The 15,712-nt window shown below is 67.1% G+C and carries 16 protein-coding genes; 7 read left to right on the top strand and 9 right to left on the bottom strand.

Annotated features, from left to right (window positions below; all coding sequences use genetic code 11):
• The first annotated feature begins 66 nt into the window (after positions 1-66).
• The 5 genes from PSEEN_RS03085 (at position 67) to PSEEN_RS03065 (ending at position 4,533) form a co-directional block, all read left to right on the top strand.
• Entirely contained in the window at positions 67-372 is a 306-nt protein-coding gene (locus tag PSEEN_RS03085) for a MazG-like family protein (protein WP_011532030.1), read from the top strand.
• On the top strand, positions 369-1,118 hold the full coding sequence (locus PSEEN_RS03080) for a methyltransferase domain-containing protein (protein WP_011532029.1): 750 nt from the start codon (positions 369-371) through the stop codon (positions 1,116-1,118). Before PSEEN_RS03085 ends, PSEEN_RS03080 begins: the two co-directional genes overlap by 4 nt.
• A gap of 20 nt (positions 1,119-1,138) precedes the next feature.
• Positions 1,139-1,774 carry a DUF4136 domain-containing protein gene (locus tag PSEEN_RS03075; RefSeq protein WP_011532028.1) on the top strand — a complete coding sequence of 212 codons (636 nt, stop codon included), beginning with the start codon at positions 1,139-1,141 and terminating at the stop codon, positions 1,772-1,774.
• A gap of 20 nt (positions 1,775-1,794) precedes the next feature.
• A complete protein-coding gene (locus PSEEN_RS03070; protein WP_011532027.1) occupies positions 1,795-2,355 on the top strand; it encodes a DUF4136 domain-containing protein in 561 nt (186 codons plus the stop codon).
• A 225-nt stretch (positions 2,356-2,580) separates the two neighbouring features.
• Entirely contained in the window at positions 2,581-4,533 is a 1,953-nt protein-coding gene (locus PSEEN_RS03065) for a pilus assembly protein TadG-related protein (RefSeq protein WP_231845291.1), read from the top strand.
• On the opposite strand, the gene PSEEN_RS03060 is transcribed toward PSEEN_RS03065, so the two are convergent.
• Together PSEEN_RS03060 and PSEEN_RS03055 are read right to left on the bottom strand one after the other, a co-directional pair.
• Positions 4,518-7,154 carry a PAS domain-containing sensor histidine kinase gene (locus PSEEN_RS03060; RefSeq protein WP_044487625.1) on the bottom strand — a complete coding sequence of 879 codons (2,637 nt, stop codon included), beginning with the start codon at positions 7,152-7,154 and terminating at the stop codon, positions 4,518-4,520. The genes PSEEN_RS03065 and PSEEN_RS03060 overlap by 16 nt on opposite strands.
• Entirely contained in the window at positions 7,151-7,594 is a 444-nt protein-coding gene (locus tag PSEEN_RS03055; protein WP_011532024.1) for a TadE/TadG family type IV pilus assembly protein, read from the bottom strand. Before PSEEN_RS03055 ends, PSEEN_RS03060 begins: the two co-directional genes overlap by 4 nt.
• A 75-nt stretch (positions 7,595-7,669) precedes the next feature.
• On the opposite strand from PSEEN_RS03055, the gene PSEEN_RS03050 reads away from it, so the two are divergent.
• Together PSEEN_RS03050 and PSEEN_RS03045 are read left to right on the top strand one after the other, a co-directional pair.
• Positions 7,670-8,140, top strand: a complete 471-nt coding sequence (locus tag PSEEN_RS03050) for an A24 family peptidase (protein WP_011532023.1) — start codon at positions 7,670-7,672, stop codon at positions 8,138-8,140.
• A 145-nt stretch (positions 8,141-8,285) separates the two neighbouring features.
• Entirely contained in the window at positions 8,286-9,035 is a 750-nt protein-coding gene (locus tag PSEEN_RS03045) for a response regulator transcription factor (RefSeq protein ID WP_011532022.1), read from the top strand.
• Positions 9,036-9,229: 194 nt separating this feature from the next.
• On the opposite strand, the gene PSEEN_RS03040 is transcribed toward PSEEN_RS03045, so the two are convergent.
• The 7 genes from PSEEN_RS03040 to PSEEN_RS03010 are packed head-to-tail and all read right to left on the bottom strand — an operon-like array spanning position 9,230 to position 15,704.
• Positions 9,230-9,490, bottom strand: a complete 261-nt coding sequence (locus PSEEN_RS03040) for a DUF3613 domain-containing protein (RefSeq protein WP_011532021.1) — start codon at positions 9,488-9,490, stop codon at positions 9,230-9,232.
• Positions 9,491-9,502: 12 nt separating this feature from the next.
• Positions 9,503-10,204, bottom strand: a complete 702-nt coding sequence (locus PSEEN_RS03035; protein WP_011532020.1) for a tetratricopeptide repeat protein — start codon at positions 10,202-10,204, stop codon at positions 9,503-9,505.
• A gap of 11 nt (positions 10,205-10,215) precedes the next feature.
• Positions 10,216-11,103, bottom strand: coding sequence for a type II secretion system F family protein (locus PSEEN_RS03030; protein WP_011532019.1), 888 nt, complete (start codon positions 11,101-11,103; stop codon positions 10,216-10,218).
• A gap of 2 nt (positions 11,104-11,105) precedes the next feature.
• The gene (locus PSEEN_RS03025; protein ID WP_011532018.1) at positions 11,106-11,984 is read right to left on the bottom strand and encodes a type II secretion system F family protein; all 879 of its coding nucleotides are present in this window, start codon (positions 11,982-11,984) and stop codon (positions 11,106-11,108) included.
• Entirely contained in the window at positions 11,984-13,240 is a 1,257-nt protein-coding gene (locus PSEEN_RS03020) for a TadA family conjugal transfer-associated ATPase (RefSeq protein WP_011532017.1), read from the bottom strand. The genes PSEEN_RS03025 and PSEEN_RS03020 overlap by 1 nt, the downstream gene beginning before the upstream one ends.
• Positions 13,237-14,427: a CpaE/TadZ family protein gene (locus PSEEN_RS03015; protein ID WP_011532016.1), complete on the bottom strand. Its 1,191-nt coding sequence runs from the start codon at positions 14,425-14,427 to the stop codon at positions 13,237-13,239. Before PSEEN_RS03015 ends, PSEEN_RS03020 begins: the two co-directional genes overlap by 4 nt.
• Complete coding sequence (locus PSEEN_RS03010; RefSeq protein WP_011532015.1) at positions 14,424-15,704, bottom strand: type II and III secretion system protein family protein; 1,281 nt, start codon at positions 15,702-15,704, stop codon at positions 14,424-14,426. Before PSEEN_RS03010 ends, PSEEN_RS03015 begins: the two co-directional genes overlap by 4 nt.
• Positions 15,705-15,712 lie beyond the last annotated feature (8 nt).

Here is a 15,712-nt window from a genome sequence, read left to right as displayed (position 1 = left end):
CGCCTACAGGTGGCGCTTGCTTTGCGTTTCCCCTCGCTGGAAGCTATGCGCCACGAGGAGACCCCGATGAACCTGCAAGAACTGACCGAGCGCCTGCACCGCATCCGCGACAACAACGACTGGCGCGGCTTCCACAGCCCGAAGAACCTGGCCATGGCCGCCAGCGTCGAGATGGCCGAACTGGTGGAAATCTTCCAGTGGCTGAGCGAGGACGAATCGCGCCAGCTCACCGCCGACCAGCTCGCCCACGCAGGGCAGGAGGTCGGCGACATCGTCCTGTACCTGTTGCTGCTGTGCAGCGAGCTGGGCCTGGACATGAACGAGGTGGTGCGGGCCAAGCTGGCCGACAGCGAGAGGCGCTTCGCCAAATGAACGACCGTCACTTCGATGAACTGGCCACCCGTTTCGCCGAGAAGATCTACGGCGGCGCCAAGGGCGCCATCCGCCTGGCGGTGCTCCAGGCCGACCTGGCCGAGACGCTGCCCGACCGCCCGCTGCGTATTCTCGACATCGGCGCGGGCCTGGGCCACATGGCCCTGTGGCTGGCCCAGCGCGGCCATCACCTGACCCTCGCCGAACCCGCCACGCCCATGCTCGACGGCGCCCGCGAGCGCTTCCAGCAAGCCGGCCAGGCCGCCGAGTTCATCCAGGCGCCCTGGCAGGACCTGCTGGGCCAGCTCACCGAGCCCTACGACGTGGTGCTGTGCCACGCCGTGCTGGAATGGCTGGCCGAGCCCGAGAGCATCCTGCCGGTGCTGCACCAGTTGACCGCACCGGGGGGGTGGCTGTCGCTGGCCTTCTACAACCGCGATGCGCTGGTCTACCGCAACCTGCTCAAGGGGCATTTCCGCAAGCTGCGCAGCAACCGCATGGCCGGCGAGAAACAGAGCCTGACCCCACAAAAACCACTTGATCCACGGGACCTCAAGGCGCAACTTGAACCTCTGTGGCAGGTCGAAAGCGAGAGTGGCGTGCGCGTGTTCCACGACTACATGCCCAAGGAGTTCCAGGAAAAGGCCGAGCTGCTCGACCTGCTGGAAATGGAACTGGCCCACCGTCGCCACCCGGGCTTTGCCGGGCTGGGCCGCTACCTGCACTGGATCTGCCGCCCCCACTGACACCAAGGCCAGGAGAAACCATGCTGTATCGCTCGCTCTGCCTGGCCCTGCTGCCCCTTGCCCTGGCCGCCTGCCAGGGCAGCAACCCCTACGTGGCCAGCAGCAATCCCCTGCCACCGGCGCCGCCCCAAGCGGCCAACACCTTCGACGCCAGTGCCTACCCGGCCGCGCCACGCGACTACGGGCGCTATCGCAGCTGGAGCTGGCGCAACAACCAGTTACCCAGCGGCATGGCCAGCGCCGACCCCGCCCAGCTCGCCGACGCGGTGAGCAGCGCCCTCGACCAGCACGGCCTGCGCCCGGCGCGCAATGGCCCCGCCGACCTGCTGGTCAGCGCCGACCTGCGTCTGGAGCGGCGCCTGCGCCAGGTGCGCGACTACGACTACTACGACCCCTACTACGGCCCGTACCCCTACGGCAGCATCGGCTACGGTGGCTACCGCAACGGCTATGGCGCCTATGGCAGCGTGCCGATCGTGCGCACCTACGAGGTCGAGGTGCTGGTGGTGCGCATCGACCTGTTCGATGCCCGCAACGGCCAGCCGGTGTGGAGTGCCAGCGCCGAGAGTGGCAGTGGCAAGGACTCGCCGCGTGATCGCGAAAACGCCCTGCGCGAATCGGTGGACAAGGCGCTGAGCGGCTATCCTCCCAGTTAACTTCGCCCCGGAGAACCATCATGTTGCGCCGCCACGTTCTACTCGCCTTCGCGCTGTTGCTCGCGGCCTGCTCGAGCAACAACGTCCAGCAGGATTTCGACGCCAGTCGCGACTTCGCCGCCTACCGCAGCTGGGCCTGGCAGGAACCGGGCCTGCACTATCGCCCGGACGATCCGCGCATCAAGAGCGACCTGACCGAGCAGCGCATCCGCCAGGCGGTGGCCGAGCAGCTCGACCAGCGTGGCCTGCGCCCGACCCTGGCCAACGCCAAGCCTGACGTGAGGGTGCGCGCCTACCTGATCGTGGAGGACCGCCAGCAGCAGATCACCACCAACTACGGTGGTGCCTGGGGCGGTTACTGGGGTGGCTATTGGGGCGGGCCGATGTACAACGAGACCCGCAGCGTCGACTACAAGGTAGCGACCATTCAGGTCGACCTGTTCGATGGCCGCGACGGCAAGCTGGTGTGGCGCGGCAGCGCCGAGCAGATCATGAATAACTACCCGCCCAGCCCGCAGGAGCGCAACGCGGCGATCCAGAAGACCGTGGCGCAGGTGCTCAGCCAGTATCCGCCGCATTGAGGGCATCAAACCTTGCACACCCCCTGTGTAGGAGCGGCTTTAGCCGCGATCACCCGCTGAGCGGGTGCCAGACACCGCGGTGCCTGGATCGCGGCTAAAGCCGCTCCTACAGAGGTAGGGCAGCAGTTCCACGAGCGCCCAGACCAAGGCAACTTGCCATCACCTTGACTACACTCCTTTGACCGCCGCCGCGCTGCCGGGCCGAAGGCCGGCAAAGGAGTGCCCGTGGTTCCTCGTTCCGTCGCCCGCCAGCAGGGCGCGATCGGCCTGATGGCCGCGCTGACCATGGGCCTGGCCCTGCTGTTCATGCTGCTGTCGGTCGACAGTGGCCGCCTCTACCTCGAACAACGCAAGCTCCAGCGCATCGCCGACATGGCCGCGCTGGAGGCCGCCGAACACTCGGCCAGCTGCAACGGCAGCGGCCCGCAAGCCTTCGCCCTGGCCCGCAACGCCGCCACCCGCAACGGTTTAGCCGTCACCGACCCGCTGATCGCCAGCTGCGGCTACCTGCGCACCGGCAACGACAACCTGCGCCGCTTCGTCGCCGACAACACTCGCAACGAGGCGATCAAGGTCGAAGTCAGCAATGTGGTGGTCACCAGCGTCGCCGCCGGGGTGTTTGCCATGGTCCAGGGCAATACCGTGCCGCGCACCACCACCCTGCATGCCAGCGCGGTGGCCGCCAGCCCCATGCCGCCCTTGGCGATGCTGAGCATTCGCAGCAGCCTGGCCACCGTCAATGCCAGCCAGGGCTCGCTGCTCAACGCACTGACCAAGGCCCTGGGCGGCACATTGCAGCTCGACCTGCTGGGCTGGCAGGGCATCGCCAACACCCAGCTCAACCTGCTGCATTACCTCGACCAGCTGGCCATCGACCTGAACGTCGAGGTGGGCGACTACCAGAAATTGCTCAGCCTCGACACCAGCGCCACGACCTTGCTGCAAGCGGCGGTCAAGGTGCTGCAACAGGGGGGCGCCGCCGCCGACGTGGTCACCAACCTGGGCAAGCTTGCCCTCGATCTGCCGATCACCGGCCTGCAACTGGGCGACTTGCTGGACCTGCAGAACGGCACCGCCCAGGCCGGCCTGGATGCGAGTATCCAACTGTTGCAGCTGGTGCAGGGGGTGATCCAGCTGTCGGCCAAGGAGCGCGCGGTCAACGCCGACCTGCCGATCAACCTGCTGGGCGTGGCCAGTGGCCGGGTGCAGGTACGGGTGATCGAACCGCAGCAGCTTTCCGCCATCGGCGACCCCCGCAGCGACGAGCTGCGGGTGCACACCGCCCAGGTGCGGGCACTGGTGTCTGTCGACCTGCCCCTTTTAGGCGGCATAGCCGGCCTGGCCAACGCCGTGCTGGACCTGGCCGCGCCGCTGACCAACGTGCTCAACAACCTGCTCAGCCTGAACCTGCTGGGCACCTTGCAATCGGTGACCTGCGCCCTCGGTGTGCCGTGCAAGGTCAGCGACATCAAGCTGCTGGAAGACAAGGTCCATATCGATATCGGCGTGGAGGTGGCCGAGGCCACCAGCCGCCTGCGCCCGGCGCCACCAGACAACTACACCTGCTCGCCCAAGAGCCTGACCACCCTCACCCAGCGCTCGGCGGCGAGGATCGCGGTGGGCAAGTTCGACACCCCGGCCGACTTCCTCAGCCAGGGCACCACCGTGGTCAAGGCACTGCCGCTGATCGACATCGGCACCAACGTCTGCAGCCGCCTGCTGATCCTGCCGCCATCGTGCGGCACCCGGGTGCCCTTCGCGGGGGGCGGTATCGGCCTGCGGGTGGACAGCAAAGTGCTGGGCAACAACCCCACGGAGGAACCCCTGGTGTTCGCCGGCGCCTTCGCCCCCACCGACATCGGCCAGCCGCCCACCTACCAGCCAATGGACAGCGGCCAGGCCCAGGTCGTCTCCAGCCTGTCCGACACCCTCACTGGCATCCGTCTGGAGGCCTACCGGCCGACTGCCAACAGCGGGTTGGGCCAGGTGCTGGTGCTGACCGCTGGCCTGCTGGACGGTGTGAAGAACATCCTCGAACCGCTGATCCGCAACCTGCTCAGCCCGGTGCTCGACCCACTGGTCAACGGCCTGCTCAAGACCCTGGGCGTCGACCTGGCCAACGCGCAGGTCGGCGCCAACCTGAGCTGCTCCAGCGGCCACGCTCAGTTGGTGCTGTAGAGCGGCAGCTCGATACGGAAGCAGGCGCCCTCGGTACTGTTGGCCACGCTCAGGCGGCCACCCATCTGGCTGACGATGCCATGGCTCACCGACAGCCCCAGGCCGGTGCCGACGCCCGCCGGCTTGGTGGTGAAGAACGGCTCGAAGATACGTTCGTGCAACTGCGGGTCGATGCCACCGCCGTTGTCTTCGACCAGCAGACACAGGTGCTCGCCCGCCTGCTGCTGGCGTACCCGGATCCACGCCCCCGTACGCCCCTGTTCGAGCAAGGCGTCGCGGGCATTGACCAGCAGGTTGATCAGCACCTGCTCAAGCTGATCCTGCTGCCCGAGTACCAGCGGCTGTTGTGCCGGCGGCTCGAGGCTCAAGTCCACGCCCTTGCCACGCAGGCTCTCGTCCAGCAGCGCACGGGCCCCCTCCACCGCGCTCCAGGCGGTGAACGGCACAGGTTCAAGCGCCGAACGCCGGCCATACACCCGCATGTGCTCGACCAGGCGCGAGGCGCGGTCGACCTGGGCCTCGACGCGGCGCAGCTTGTCTTCCAGGTAGGCCGGCTCCGCCGTGCCCATCTCCAGGCGCTTGAGGGCGTTCGCCACGGCCATGCGCATCACATTGAGCGGCTGGTTGATCTCGTGCACCAAGCCGGTGGCCAACTCGCCGAGGGTGGCCATCTTGGCCCCCTGTAACAGCTGTTGCTGGCTACGGCGCAGTTCGGTGTTGTCGCGGCCCACGGCCTGGATCTCCAACAACTGGCCCTGCGCGTCGAACAAGCCACGGTCGGCCCACACCCACCACGCATGCTCGCGGCCCGGCAGTTGCAGGCAAATTTCCGCGCTGCTCAAGGGCTGCTCCGGGGTCAATGCCCGCAGGCGTTCAAGGAAGGCTTCACGCTGGGCGTCGGACAACCACTGGCCCAGGTTGGCGCCCAACAGCTGTTCCGGTGCGCATTGCAGGTAGTCGGCCAGCGGCCGGTTGCCGAACACCAGGGTCAGGTCCGGACGATAGCGGCAGATCATCGCCGGCGAGTCCTCCACCAGCGCACGGTAGCGCTCCTCGCTCTGGCGCATGCGCTCGGCGGCCTCGGTCGCCTCGCTGACATCCAGCCACAACCCCACCACCTCTACTGGCTGGCCGAGCTCGTTGCGCAGCAGGCGGGCCTCGTCGAGCATCCAGTGATAGCCACCGAGCTGGTCGCGCAACCGATAGCGGCAGCGCACCTGGCCTTCGTGCAGCAGGCTGCGGGTGCGGGCCAGCCACAGCGGGCGGTCGTCCGGGTGCACGGCCAGGCCGGGCTGGCGCGCCAGCTCGCCATCGACGTCCCAGCCCAGAAGCGGTGCCAGGCTGGCGCTGAAGAAGTCGCTGTGCAGCGCGCCGTCGGCGTAGCGCTGCACATAGATCACCGCGGGAGAGCTGGCGATCAGGTTTTCCAGGCGTGCGCGGGCCATTCCGGCCTGCTGCTCCTGAGCTTTGAGCACGCTTATATCGAGCAGGAAGCCATGCAGCCGCTGCCCTTGCAGCTGGCCCACCCACTGCCACCAGCGCGGGGCCTCCAGGGCACCGTCGTCCAGCAATCGCAGGCTCAGGTTCAACGCGCGCCCTTCGCGTGCCTGCGCCAGTGCCAGTTGCGCGGGCTCGCGGTCGGCTGGATGCAGGCCGGCCAGCCATTGACCAAGGCTGACCTTGGGTGGCAGGCCGAGCGCCTGAGCCAGCGCCGAATCCAGTTGCAGATCCCCCTGCGCCGGCCATTCCCACCAGCCTGCCCCCAAATGCCGCTGCAGCTCGTCCAGATGCGTGGACTGCTGCTGCCACTGCTGGCGCCACAAGCGGGCCAGCAACGGCTCGACCAGGGTTCGCACCAACGCCAGTGCCATATCGGCCTCCGGCACCTGCGTGGCGCCGGCGCACAGCAACCAGGCTTCGGCATCCTGCCCTTGGCGGTAGGGCAGCAGAAGCAATGTAGCGCCACCACACAACGCCTGGAATTCCGGATCGTCCCTCACATCCAGCGGGGTGGCTGCCGGCAAGCGGTCCAATCGGGTCTGCAGGCGGCTGTCCTGCGGCCAAGGCCACGTACTGTCACTGCTGGCGTAATGGCGCCAGCCATCAGGCTCGCGCAGCATCAGGCGCAGCGACGCCGCCTGCCAGTGCTCGGCCAGTACCTGCAATTGAGCGCTGGCGGTCTGCGCCAGACGCTGTGAACCACATTCACGCAGGGCGTGTCCGATCTCGCCAAGCAACGGCCGCTGGCGGTCCCAACGCTGCTCGCGCAACAAATCACCGATATCGAACAGTTGCAGCAACCAGGCCGGCCCATGACGCTGCAGCCAACCGCGGGTGTGCAATGCATGGCCCACCACAGTGTTGAAATCAAGGTCCAGGGGCTGCCCCTGCCAATCGCCGGGCTCGCCTTCGATCACCAGCCAGCTGTGTCGTTGCAGGTAGTCATGCAGGCGCGCGCCCGGCCGCCCTGGCAAGGCCAGCAAGGTGCGCAACGGCCCGGACAGGCGCAGAACCTGCGCGTGATCGTCAAGCAGCAGTTGCAGGCCCACGGCGGGCAAGGCTTGTGGTTCAACGGCGGATGGAGGCGCTGCGCGCCAACGGTCGAACAGCCCGCCACTCATAGCTGGAGGCTCGCCTGGGCCTGCAACCGGTCGGGCAGCTTGGGCACCTCGCCGACCACCGGCAGTACCAAGGTGGGCAGCACACGGGTAAGGCGCGTGCGCGGATAGTCGATGACCACGGTCAGCACCTTGTCGGTGCCCACGCTGATCCGGGTGTCGGTGAGCAGGTTGAAACCGAGCGCATTGGGCATCCACGACAGCTGCTGGCCGATCACCTGGCGGGCCAGGCCCTGCACGTCCAGCTCGTAGGTCTGGCTGCTCGGGTCCACCGCCACGCAGCGGCGCACCGCCTCGCTGCTGGCCTGGTTGAACGACTGCAGCATCAGCATCGGCAGGGTGTAGCTCACCAAACCGTAGAACACCGCGAAAAACACCATGAATACCGCGACAAACTCGATGGCTGCCGCGCCTTTTTGCCGTCCCGCCGGGCTTGCTTTCATGATCGCGTCTACCCTGACTGTGAGACCTGTTTGACAGCATAGAACCGTTCAACGAATAGGGATGGCATTCTGCCAATGCAAAGCATTGTTCTCCTGATGTGGCTTGCCTTGTGTACTGAACAAGATGTCCGTGAACGGCAGATTTCCAACACCCTCACCCTGGGTGTCGCGGGCTGCGCCCTGGCCTGGCTGTTCGCCACCGGCCACAGCTGGATCGGCGCCGACGCCAGCGAGGCCGGCTGGGCCCTGGCCATCGTCATGCTGCTCACCCTGCCCGGCTACATGCTCGGCCGCTTCGGTGCTGGCGACGTCAAGCTGATGGGCGCCCTGGCCCTGGCCACCAGCCCGCAATACGTGCTCGGCACCTTCATCGGCGCCGGGATCACCGTGCTGGCCTGGATGTTCGGCAGGCGCCGGCTGTGGACCCTGCTCAACCCGAAAGTGAAGAAACGCCTGCAAAAACTCGCCGAAGAAGTGGGTGACAAGCAGCCCTTTGCGCCTTATGTGCTGGCGGGCTTCCTGCTGACCGCCGTGTGGATCCAATAATCGGCCCAGCGGTCGGAACCGGTCTACAGTCCATATACATAATTGCAAAGTGCGACTACTTTTCTTCCTGCCAGAGCGTCTGGCCCGGGAGCAGGGCCGCATTCACAGGGAGTTGAACGTGAGCAAAACCATCAGTGAGGTGAAGATGCTGGTTGTCGATGACCAGCCGATGATCGTCGAAGAGTTATGCGAGTTCCTCGAAAGCGAGGGATATCGCTGCGTAGCGGCCCATTCCACGGCCGAGGCCATCGAATGCTACAAGGCCGACGAAGCCATCGGCCTGATTCTTTGCGACCTGCACATGCCTGACCGTGATGGCATCGAGCTGGTCCGTGCGCTGAAACAGATGACCGGGCCGCAGCGCATGTTCGAGGCGATCATGCTGACCGGCCGGGCCGACAAGCAGGATGTGATCCGCGCCCTGCGCGAAGGTTTTGCAGATTATTACCAAAAGCCCATGGACCTGGACGAGTTGCTCGAGGGCGTGCGCCGCCAGGAGCAGGCGTTGCTGGAGCGGCGGCGCAACTTCCGCGAGCTGGGCAGCCTGAACCAGCGCCTGCAGGAGCTGGCCGAGTCCATCGACGATCTTTATCAGGACCTGGAGAAGGCCCGTGGGCAGGGCGCTCACCGCCGTGCCACCGACACCGACGAAGGCGAGGCCGAACTGCCACCGGCGTTCGAGAAGCTGTCGCCGCGCCAGCTGGAGGTGGCCAAGCTGGTGAGCAAGGGCAAGACCAACTACCAGATCGCCTGCGAGCTGGGCATCACCGAGAACACCGTGAAGCTCTATGTGTCGCAGGTGCTGCGCCTGACCCACATGCACAACCGCACGCAACTGGCCCTGGCCTTGACGCCGCGGTCGTCGCCGGTGCACCAGCGGTTCACCACCCACTGAGCCGTATCGTAGGCGCCAGCTTGCTGGCGAACGGCACCCCAGCGTATTCCAAGGCGCGAATGGTTCGCCGGCAAGCCGGCTCCTACAGGGTGAATAGCCGCTGCAGACCTGTAGGAGCCAGCCTTGCTGGCGAACGGTTCCACACGGTAGTTCGATGTGAGCCGCGGTTCGCCAGCAAGGCTGGCGCCTACACGTCAGTTGTTGGAGGAATTGACCTTGGTCCAGCGGTAGAAGTCCGGGATCGCGTACTTGTAGCTGTCCAGCCAGCGCTGCATCGCCTGGTCGCGCTCCTTGTCGGTCTGCACCTGGGGTATCCGTGACCCCTGACGGTTGCTGGCCTGGACCTGCAACAGCGCTTCGGTGGCGGTCTGCGGGCGTGGCTGCCGGGGCGGCTCCTGCGCCCAACTGACCGGCGACAGGGCAAGACAGGCCAGGACGATCCAGGGTTTGCACATGGTCACCTCCGATCAATTGAGCAACGAAGTGGACGGCGCCGTGCTGGCCAGCGGACCGCGCCCGGTGGACCTGATCTGCTGTGCCCGCGCCTGGGCCTCGGCGAACTGCGCGGGCCCCAGACGCAGCCGGTTCACCAGGTCCTCGGCCTGGCGCCAGTTGTCCTGCACCAGCGCCAAGGTCACCAGGTTGAGCGCCGGCAGCGGATTGTCATCCTTCAGTTCGATGGCGGTGAGCAGCTCGAAACGCGCCTCCTCGTGATGCCCCAGGTTCATCTGCACCACCCCCAGGTCGTTGCGCACCTTTTCGTCGGTGGGCGCCAGGCGCGCCGCGCGCTGCAGGTGGCGCAGGGCCTGCACATCGTCGCCGCGGGCCGAGGCCAGCTGGCCCAGGCCATGCTCGCCCTCAGCCGCCAGGCAGCCACCCAGCAGGCTGCGGTACAGCGGCTCGGCGTCGCTGCGCCCGAGCTGGCGCAGCACCTTGGCCTTGCGCAAGCGCACCGCTTCCAGCGTGTCGGGCAACTGTTCCAGATGCGCCAGGCCGGCATGGGGGCGACCCTCGTCGATCATCTGGTCGGCCATGTCCAGGCTCAGTTGCTGGTCGGCGTCAGGCTTGCCGCAGGCGCCGCCATTGAACAGCCGGGCCAGGCTGTCGGGCTGCTGCCCGGCACACCCGGTCAGCAGCAACAGGCCGGTGAACACCATGATCGCTCTCATCCGTTTCCCCCTCAGGACCCCAATGCCCGCGCCAAGGCGGAAAAACCCGGCCCGGCCAGGACAATCAGCAAGGCCGGGAACAGGAACACCATCATCACCGCCGACATCTTCGCCGACATCTTCGATACCCGCTCCTGTAGTCCGGTCAGGCGCCGGTCGTCGAGCAGTTCCTTGAGCGCCAGCAGCGACTTCATCGAGCCACTGCCCTGCACCAGCAATTGCTGAAGGATCACGCAGGTGTCGATCAGCTCATCCACCGCCAGCAGGCGCGCGCTTTTCTCCAGCTCCGGGCCCAAAGCCAGGCCCGAGTCGACCCGCTGCAGCACCAGGCGCAACTCGTCGCTGATGTTCGGTACCAGGCTGCGCCCTTCCTGGGCCAGTACCCGCAGGGCCTGCTCCACTGCCAACCCGGTTTCGAAAAGGATGCGCAACAGCGGGATCAGCACACTCACCTCCCGGGCGATCCGCCGCTGCCGCCGCGCCGCCGCTGCCGCCAGCAGGCGCTTGGGCAGCAGGTAGCCGGCGCCCAGCGCGCACAGCACCAGCACGACCCAATGCCCGCGCCGCTCCCCCGGCAAGCCATGCACCATGACCAACACCACAATCATCGCCAGCAACGGCAATCCCAGCTGCACGGCCGCGAACAGTGCACGCTGCCGGCTGCGCCGCCAGCCGAGGCGGTCGAGCAGCGCCTGGGTTTCGCCATCCAGCCGCTGCAGGCGCCGCCCTAGCGGGCTGCTGCCCAGCCACTGCAACCAGTCCCCCAGCCGCTCGTCACGGGCCATGCGCCCTTGCAGGCGCCGCGCGACCCGCTGCCGCGCCCGCCACTGCCAGGCCAGTTGCAGCGCCAGCAGCACGAAACCGGCAAACAGGCACAGCGCGCTGAGCATCAAGGCCATGGTCAGAGACTCCTCATCATGCGCCACAGCACCAGGCAACCGACGGCCTGCAGGGCAAAGGCGAACAGCAGCATCATCTGCCCGTGGCTGTCGCGCCACATGGCCATCAGGTAACCGGGGTTGGCGAACAGGAAGTAGCCGACCATGCCCAAGGGCAAGGCGCCGAGGATCCATGCCGTGATGCGCGTCTCGCCGGTCATCGCCCGCAGTTGACGGTCGCCCTGCTCGTGCTCGCGGATCAGCTTGATCAGGTTCTCCATCAGCTCGCTGGCATTACCGCCATGGCGCTGGTTGATACGCAGGCCCAGGGCGAACATGCGCAATTCGTCCTGGCCGTAGAGCTCGGCCAGTTCGCTGACCGCATCGTCCAGCGGCACGCCCAGCTGCACGTTGCGGCGCACCCGCAGCATCGCCGAGCGCAGCGGCTCGCGGGTGGCTTCGACGCCACCCAGCACCGCGTCGCTGAGGGTGCGCCCGGCCTTGAGGCTACGCACGCTGTAGTCGAGCAGGCCCGGCAGTTGTTCGATGATCTGGCGCAGTTGCCGCCGGCAACGCCAGCTCAGGTAGAAGTAGCCCAGCAGGGGCAAGCCAAGCAGTGCCATCAGCGCTGCCACCCAGCCCGCGGCGAGCCCCGCCAGCAACGTCAGCCCCAACCAGGCCAGCAGCCAGTTGCGTGGGGAAACCTCGCCATGGGCCAGGCCCGCCCGTTGCAGCAGCGGGTCGAGCCAGTCGCGCCGGGCATTGCCCAGGCGCACTGCGCGGTAGGCCCGCCCCAGGCGCAGGAGGATGCGCTCCTCGCCCCGCTTGTGCAGGCCCAGGCGGAACATCAGCAGCGCCATGCCCAGGCACAGCGGCGAGAGGGCCAGCAGCAGCGGGCCCATTACAGTATTCCCTCATGGCGCAACTTGGCCCCTGAGGGGTGCGGCGCGTCGCGCAGGAAGCCATCGCCACTGCGCCGGTCGAGGCGGAACAGCGTACTGGTGACGTAGACATCGTCACGCACCCCGACCACTTCCAGCACCTCGCTCACGCAACGCCGGCCATCGGCCAGGCGGGTCAGCTGGATCACCACGTCCAGCGCCGCGCAGATCATCTGCCGCAAGGTCTTCTCGGCCACCTGGCGGCCGGTCAGGCCGACCAGAGTCTCAAGACGCAGCAGGGCGTCCTGCGCGCTGTTGGCATGCACGGTGCTCATCGAGCCGTCGTGGCCGGTGTTCATCGCGGTGAGCACATCGACCACCTCGGCGCCGCGGATCTCGCCGAGCACGATCCGGTCGGGGCGCATGCGCAGAGCGTTGCGGATCAGCTCGCTGGCCTTGATCTCGCCGTGGCCCTCGGCGTTCGGCGGGCGGGTCTCCAAGCGCACCACATGGGGGTGGTGCATCTGCAGCTCGGCCACGTCCTCGATGGTCACCAGGCGTTCCTGGGGCGCGATCATCTGGCTGAGGATGTTGAGCATCGTGGTCTTGCCGGTGCCGGTGCCACCGCTGACGAGGATGTTGCAGCGCCGACCCACGGCGCGTTCGAGGAAGTCGAAGATGGCCTGGTCGATGGCCCGGGTGGCCAGCAGGTCGGCGCTCTTGAGCATGTCCTGGCGGAACTTGCGGATCGACAGGCACGGACCGTCCAGCGCCACCGGCGGGATGATCGCATTGACCCGGCTGCCGTCGGGCATGCGTGCGTCGACCATCGGCGAGGACTCGTCCAGGCGCCGGCCCAGCGGCGCAAGGATGCGCTGCATCACCCGCTCCACATGGTGGGCATCGATGAAGCGCAGGTCGGTCTGCTGCAACAGGCCAGCGCGCTCGACGAACACCCGGTACGGCCCGTTGACCAGGATCTCGGTGACGCTCGGGTCGCGCAGCAACACTTCCAACGGGCCGTAGCCGGTCAGCTCGTCGACGATCTCTTCGCCCAGGCGTTCCATTTCATAGCGCGACAGGGCCAGGCGCAGGCGCGCGACATAGTCGCCGACCTGTTCGAGGACGAACTGCGAAAGCACCGGGCGCGCCCCCTCCAGCAGGTTGCGGCCGCTGTCCTCGATGGCGTCGATCACGTGGCGATGAAGCGCACGCTTGAGCACCTGGGGGTCGCTGGCCGCGTGGCGCGGCCCGCCAAAGGGTTCTTCGCTGCTCATCGGTTACCCCACAGGCGCCGCAGCCAGACATGAGCTGGCGCGGCCAGGCTCTCGGATCGTTGCGCCAGGCGTTCGCCAAGCCCACGCAGGGCCTGGGTCAAGGCCTCGCGCGGGGCCAGTTCGAACAGGCTCAGCCCCTGGTTCTTGGCGTTTAGGCGTACCTCCGGGCTGTAGGGCATGACCTTGAGCAACGGCAACCCATAGCGCTTGGCCAGGGTTTCCGCATCCGGCGCCACATGCCGCAGAAAGCGGTCGACCAGCAGGCTGGCGTGCTCCAGCTTGATGCCGCGGTCGCGCCATTGCTCGAGCACCTCCAGGTTGCGCCGGCAGTCGAGGATGTTCTGGTCGGTGTAGAAAATCAGCTTGTCGCAGTGGCTGACAATGGTGCGCAAGGCTTCGCTGTCGGCCTGCCCGGTGAGGTTCACCACGATGTGCTGGAAATGCTGGCGCAAGGCGCTGAGCAGCATGTACAGCTCGGCGGCGCTGGTCTGCTCGAGGGCGTCGTCGTTGTCGGCGTAGGCGAGGATGCGCAGCCCGCCCTTGTCACGGGTGAAGGCACTGTCGATCAGGGTCGCGTCGAGCCGACGCAGGTGGCGCAGCGAATCGCCGAAGTGAAACGACGCCTCCAGCCCCAACAGCGCCAGGCTGTCCGCGCGGGGCAGCCCGAGGTCGAGCAGCAAGGTCTGCTGGCCGCTGTCCTGCACCACCCGCGCCAGGTGGGTGGTCAGCAGCGCGCCATCGGCGCTGCGCTGAGCCCCGTAGAGCACGGTCAGGCCGCCCAGGCTGGGGTTGCTGGCCACCGCAGGCAGGCGCTTGCCCAGGCGTCGCACCAACCCGGCCACCTCACTGGCCCGCGAGCCGTAGGCGACGAAGTCGCGGGCACCGGCGCGCATGGCGTGCAGCACCAACTGGTTGTCCATGCCATCGCCCAGGGCGACGATGGCCAGCATCGGCTTGGCCTCGAGCATGCCCTCGATCAACGCGCACTGGCTGACCAGTTGCTCGCGGTCCAGGCCGATGAACACCAGGTTGCTGAAGGTCATGTCGACCAGCGCCAGCAACTCGTCGAGACTGCCGTTGCTGGCGCCGATCACCTGCCCCAGGGGCGCCAATGCGCCTTGCAGCCAGTGCAGGTCGTCCTCGTTGCGGGTCAGCGCCAGGTAGGTCTGGTTCAGGCTCTCGTTCATCGCGACAACCCGCCACGGCCATCGAAGCTGCCGTTTTCCATGAAGAACAGGTGGCCCCAGCTGGGGTCGTAGGTGCGCAACCCTTCGCCTGGCAGCTCCGGCAGCTTGGCATTGACGGCCAGCGGCTGGACCAGGTGTGGGGTGACGATCATCAGCAGTTCGGTCTCTTCACGGTTGAGCGCCGTCTGGCGAAAGAACGCGCCGATGATCGGCAGGTTGCCCAGCCCGGGCATCTTGTCCACGCCCGAACGCACGTTGCTGGTGATCAGGCCGCTGATGATGAAACTCTCGCCATCGGCGAGGGTGATGCTGGTGTCGGTGCGGCGCACGCTCAGGCCAGGTACCCGGGTGCCGGCGATCACCACCGCATTGTTGTAGTCCAGCTCGCTGACCTCCGGCGCCACCTTCAAGTTGATGCGGTTGCCGCTGACCACGGTGGGGGTCAGGGCCAGGCGCACGCCGAACTCCTTGTACTCGATCGAAACGTTGTCGCTGCCGCTGCTGGGCACCGGGATGGGGATCTCGCCGCCGGCCAGGAAGCTGGCGGTCAGGCCGCTGAGCACGGTCAGGCTGGGGCGTGCCAGGGTGTAGGCGAAGCCGCTGTTCTCCAGGGCGTTGATCATCGCCAGGAAGCGGCTGCTGCCGCCGCCCCAGACGATGTTGAAGACATCGTTGTCGAGCGGGATGCCGGGGCGCACGTCGGCGTAGGTCACCGGGTTGGTGCCGGTCTGGATGCCCGGCACATAACCAGGCCGGACCACGGTGTTGGGCACGGTGCCAGGCGAACCGAATAGGCTGTTGTTGGAGCCCTTGAAGAACAGCTTGGCACCGGCCTCCTTGTACTTGAGCCGACGCACCTCGACAAAGCGGATGTCGGCCTGCACCTGGGTCGGCAGCGGCGCCTGCTCGGTGGCCTGCAGCGCCACCTCGGCCATGTCGGCGCTGGCCCGGCCCTTGATGAACACCATGGCCCGGTGCGGCTTCGGCGCGCAGTCGGTCCACAGCATCAGGCTGGTGTTGCCCTGCCCCACCCCGGTCAGCAGCACCGCGCGTTCGCCGCTGGCCTGGACATCGGCCACCTTCGGCTCGCCCACCGCCACCCGGGTGATGGCCACGGGCAGGCGCAACTCCTGCTGCAGGCCCTGGTCCATCTCGATCACCGTGGGCATCTGGTCGAACGCCGCACAACCCTTGCCCGTCGCCAGCGCCTGCGGCATCAGCAGCATCAGTGGCACCACCAGGCACAGCCATTTGGAAACCTGCACGGAACTACGCATAGCTGCAT

This window comes from Pseudomonas entomophila L48, from assembly GCF_000026105.1.
In the GTDB taxonomy this organism is placed as follows: Bacteria; Pseudomonadota; Gammaproteobacteria; order Pseudomonadales; family Pseudomonadaceae; genus Aquipseudomonas; species Aquipseudomonas entomophila.
The sequence above is the reverse complement of the archived record's forward strand: the minus strand, read 5'-3'. Positions and strand labels throughout refer to the sequence as shown.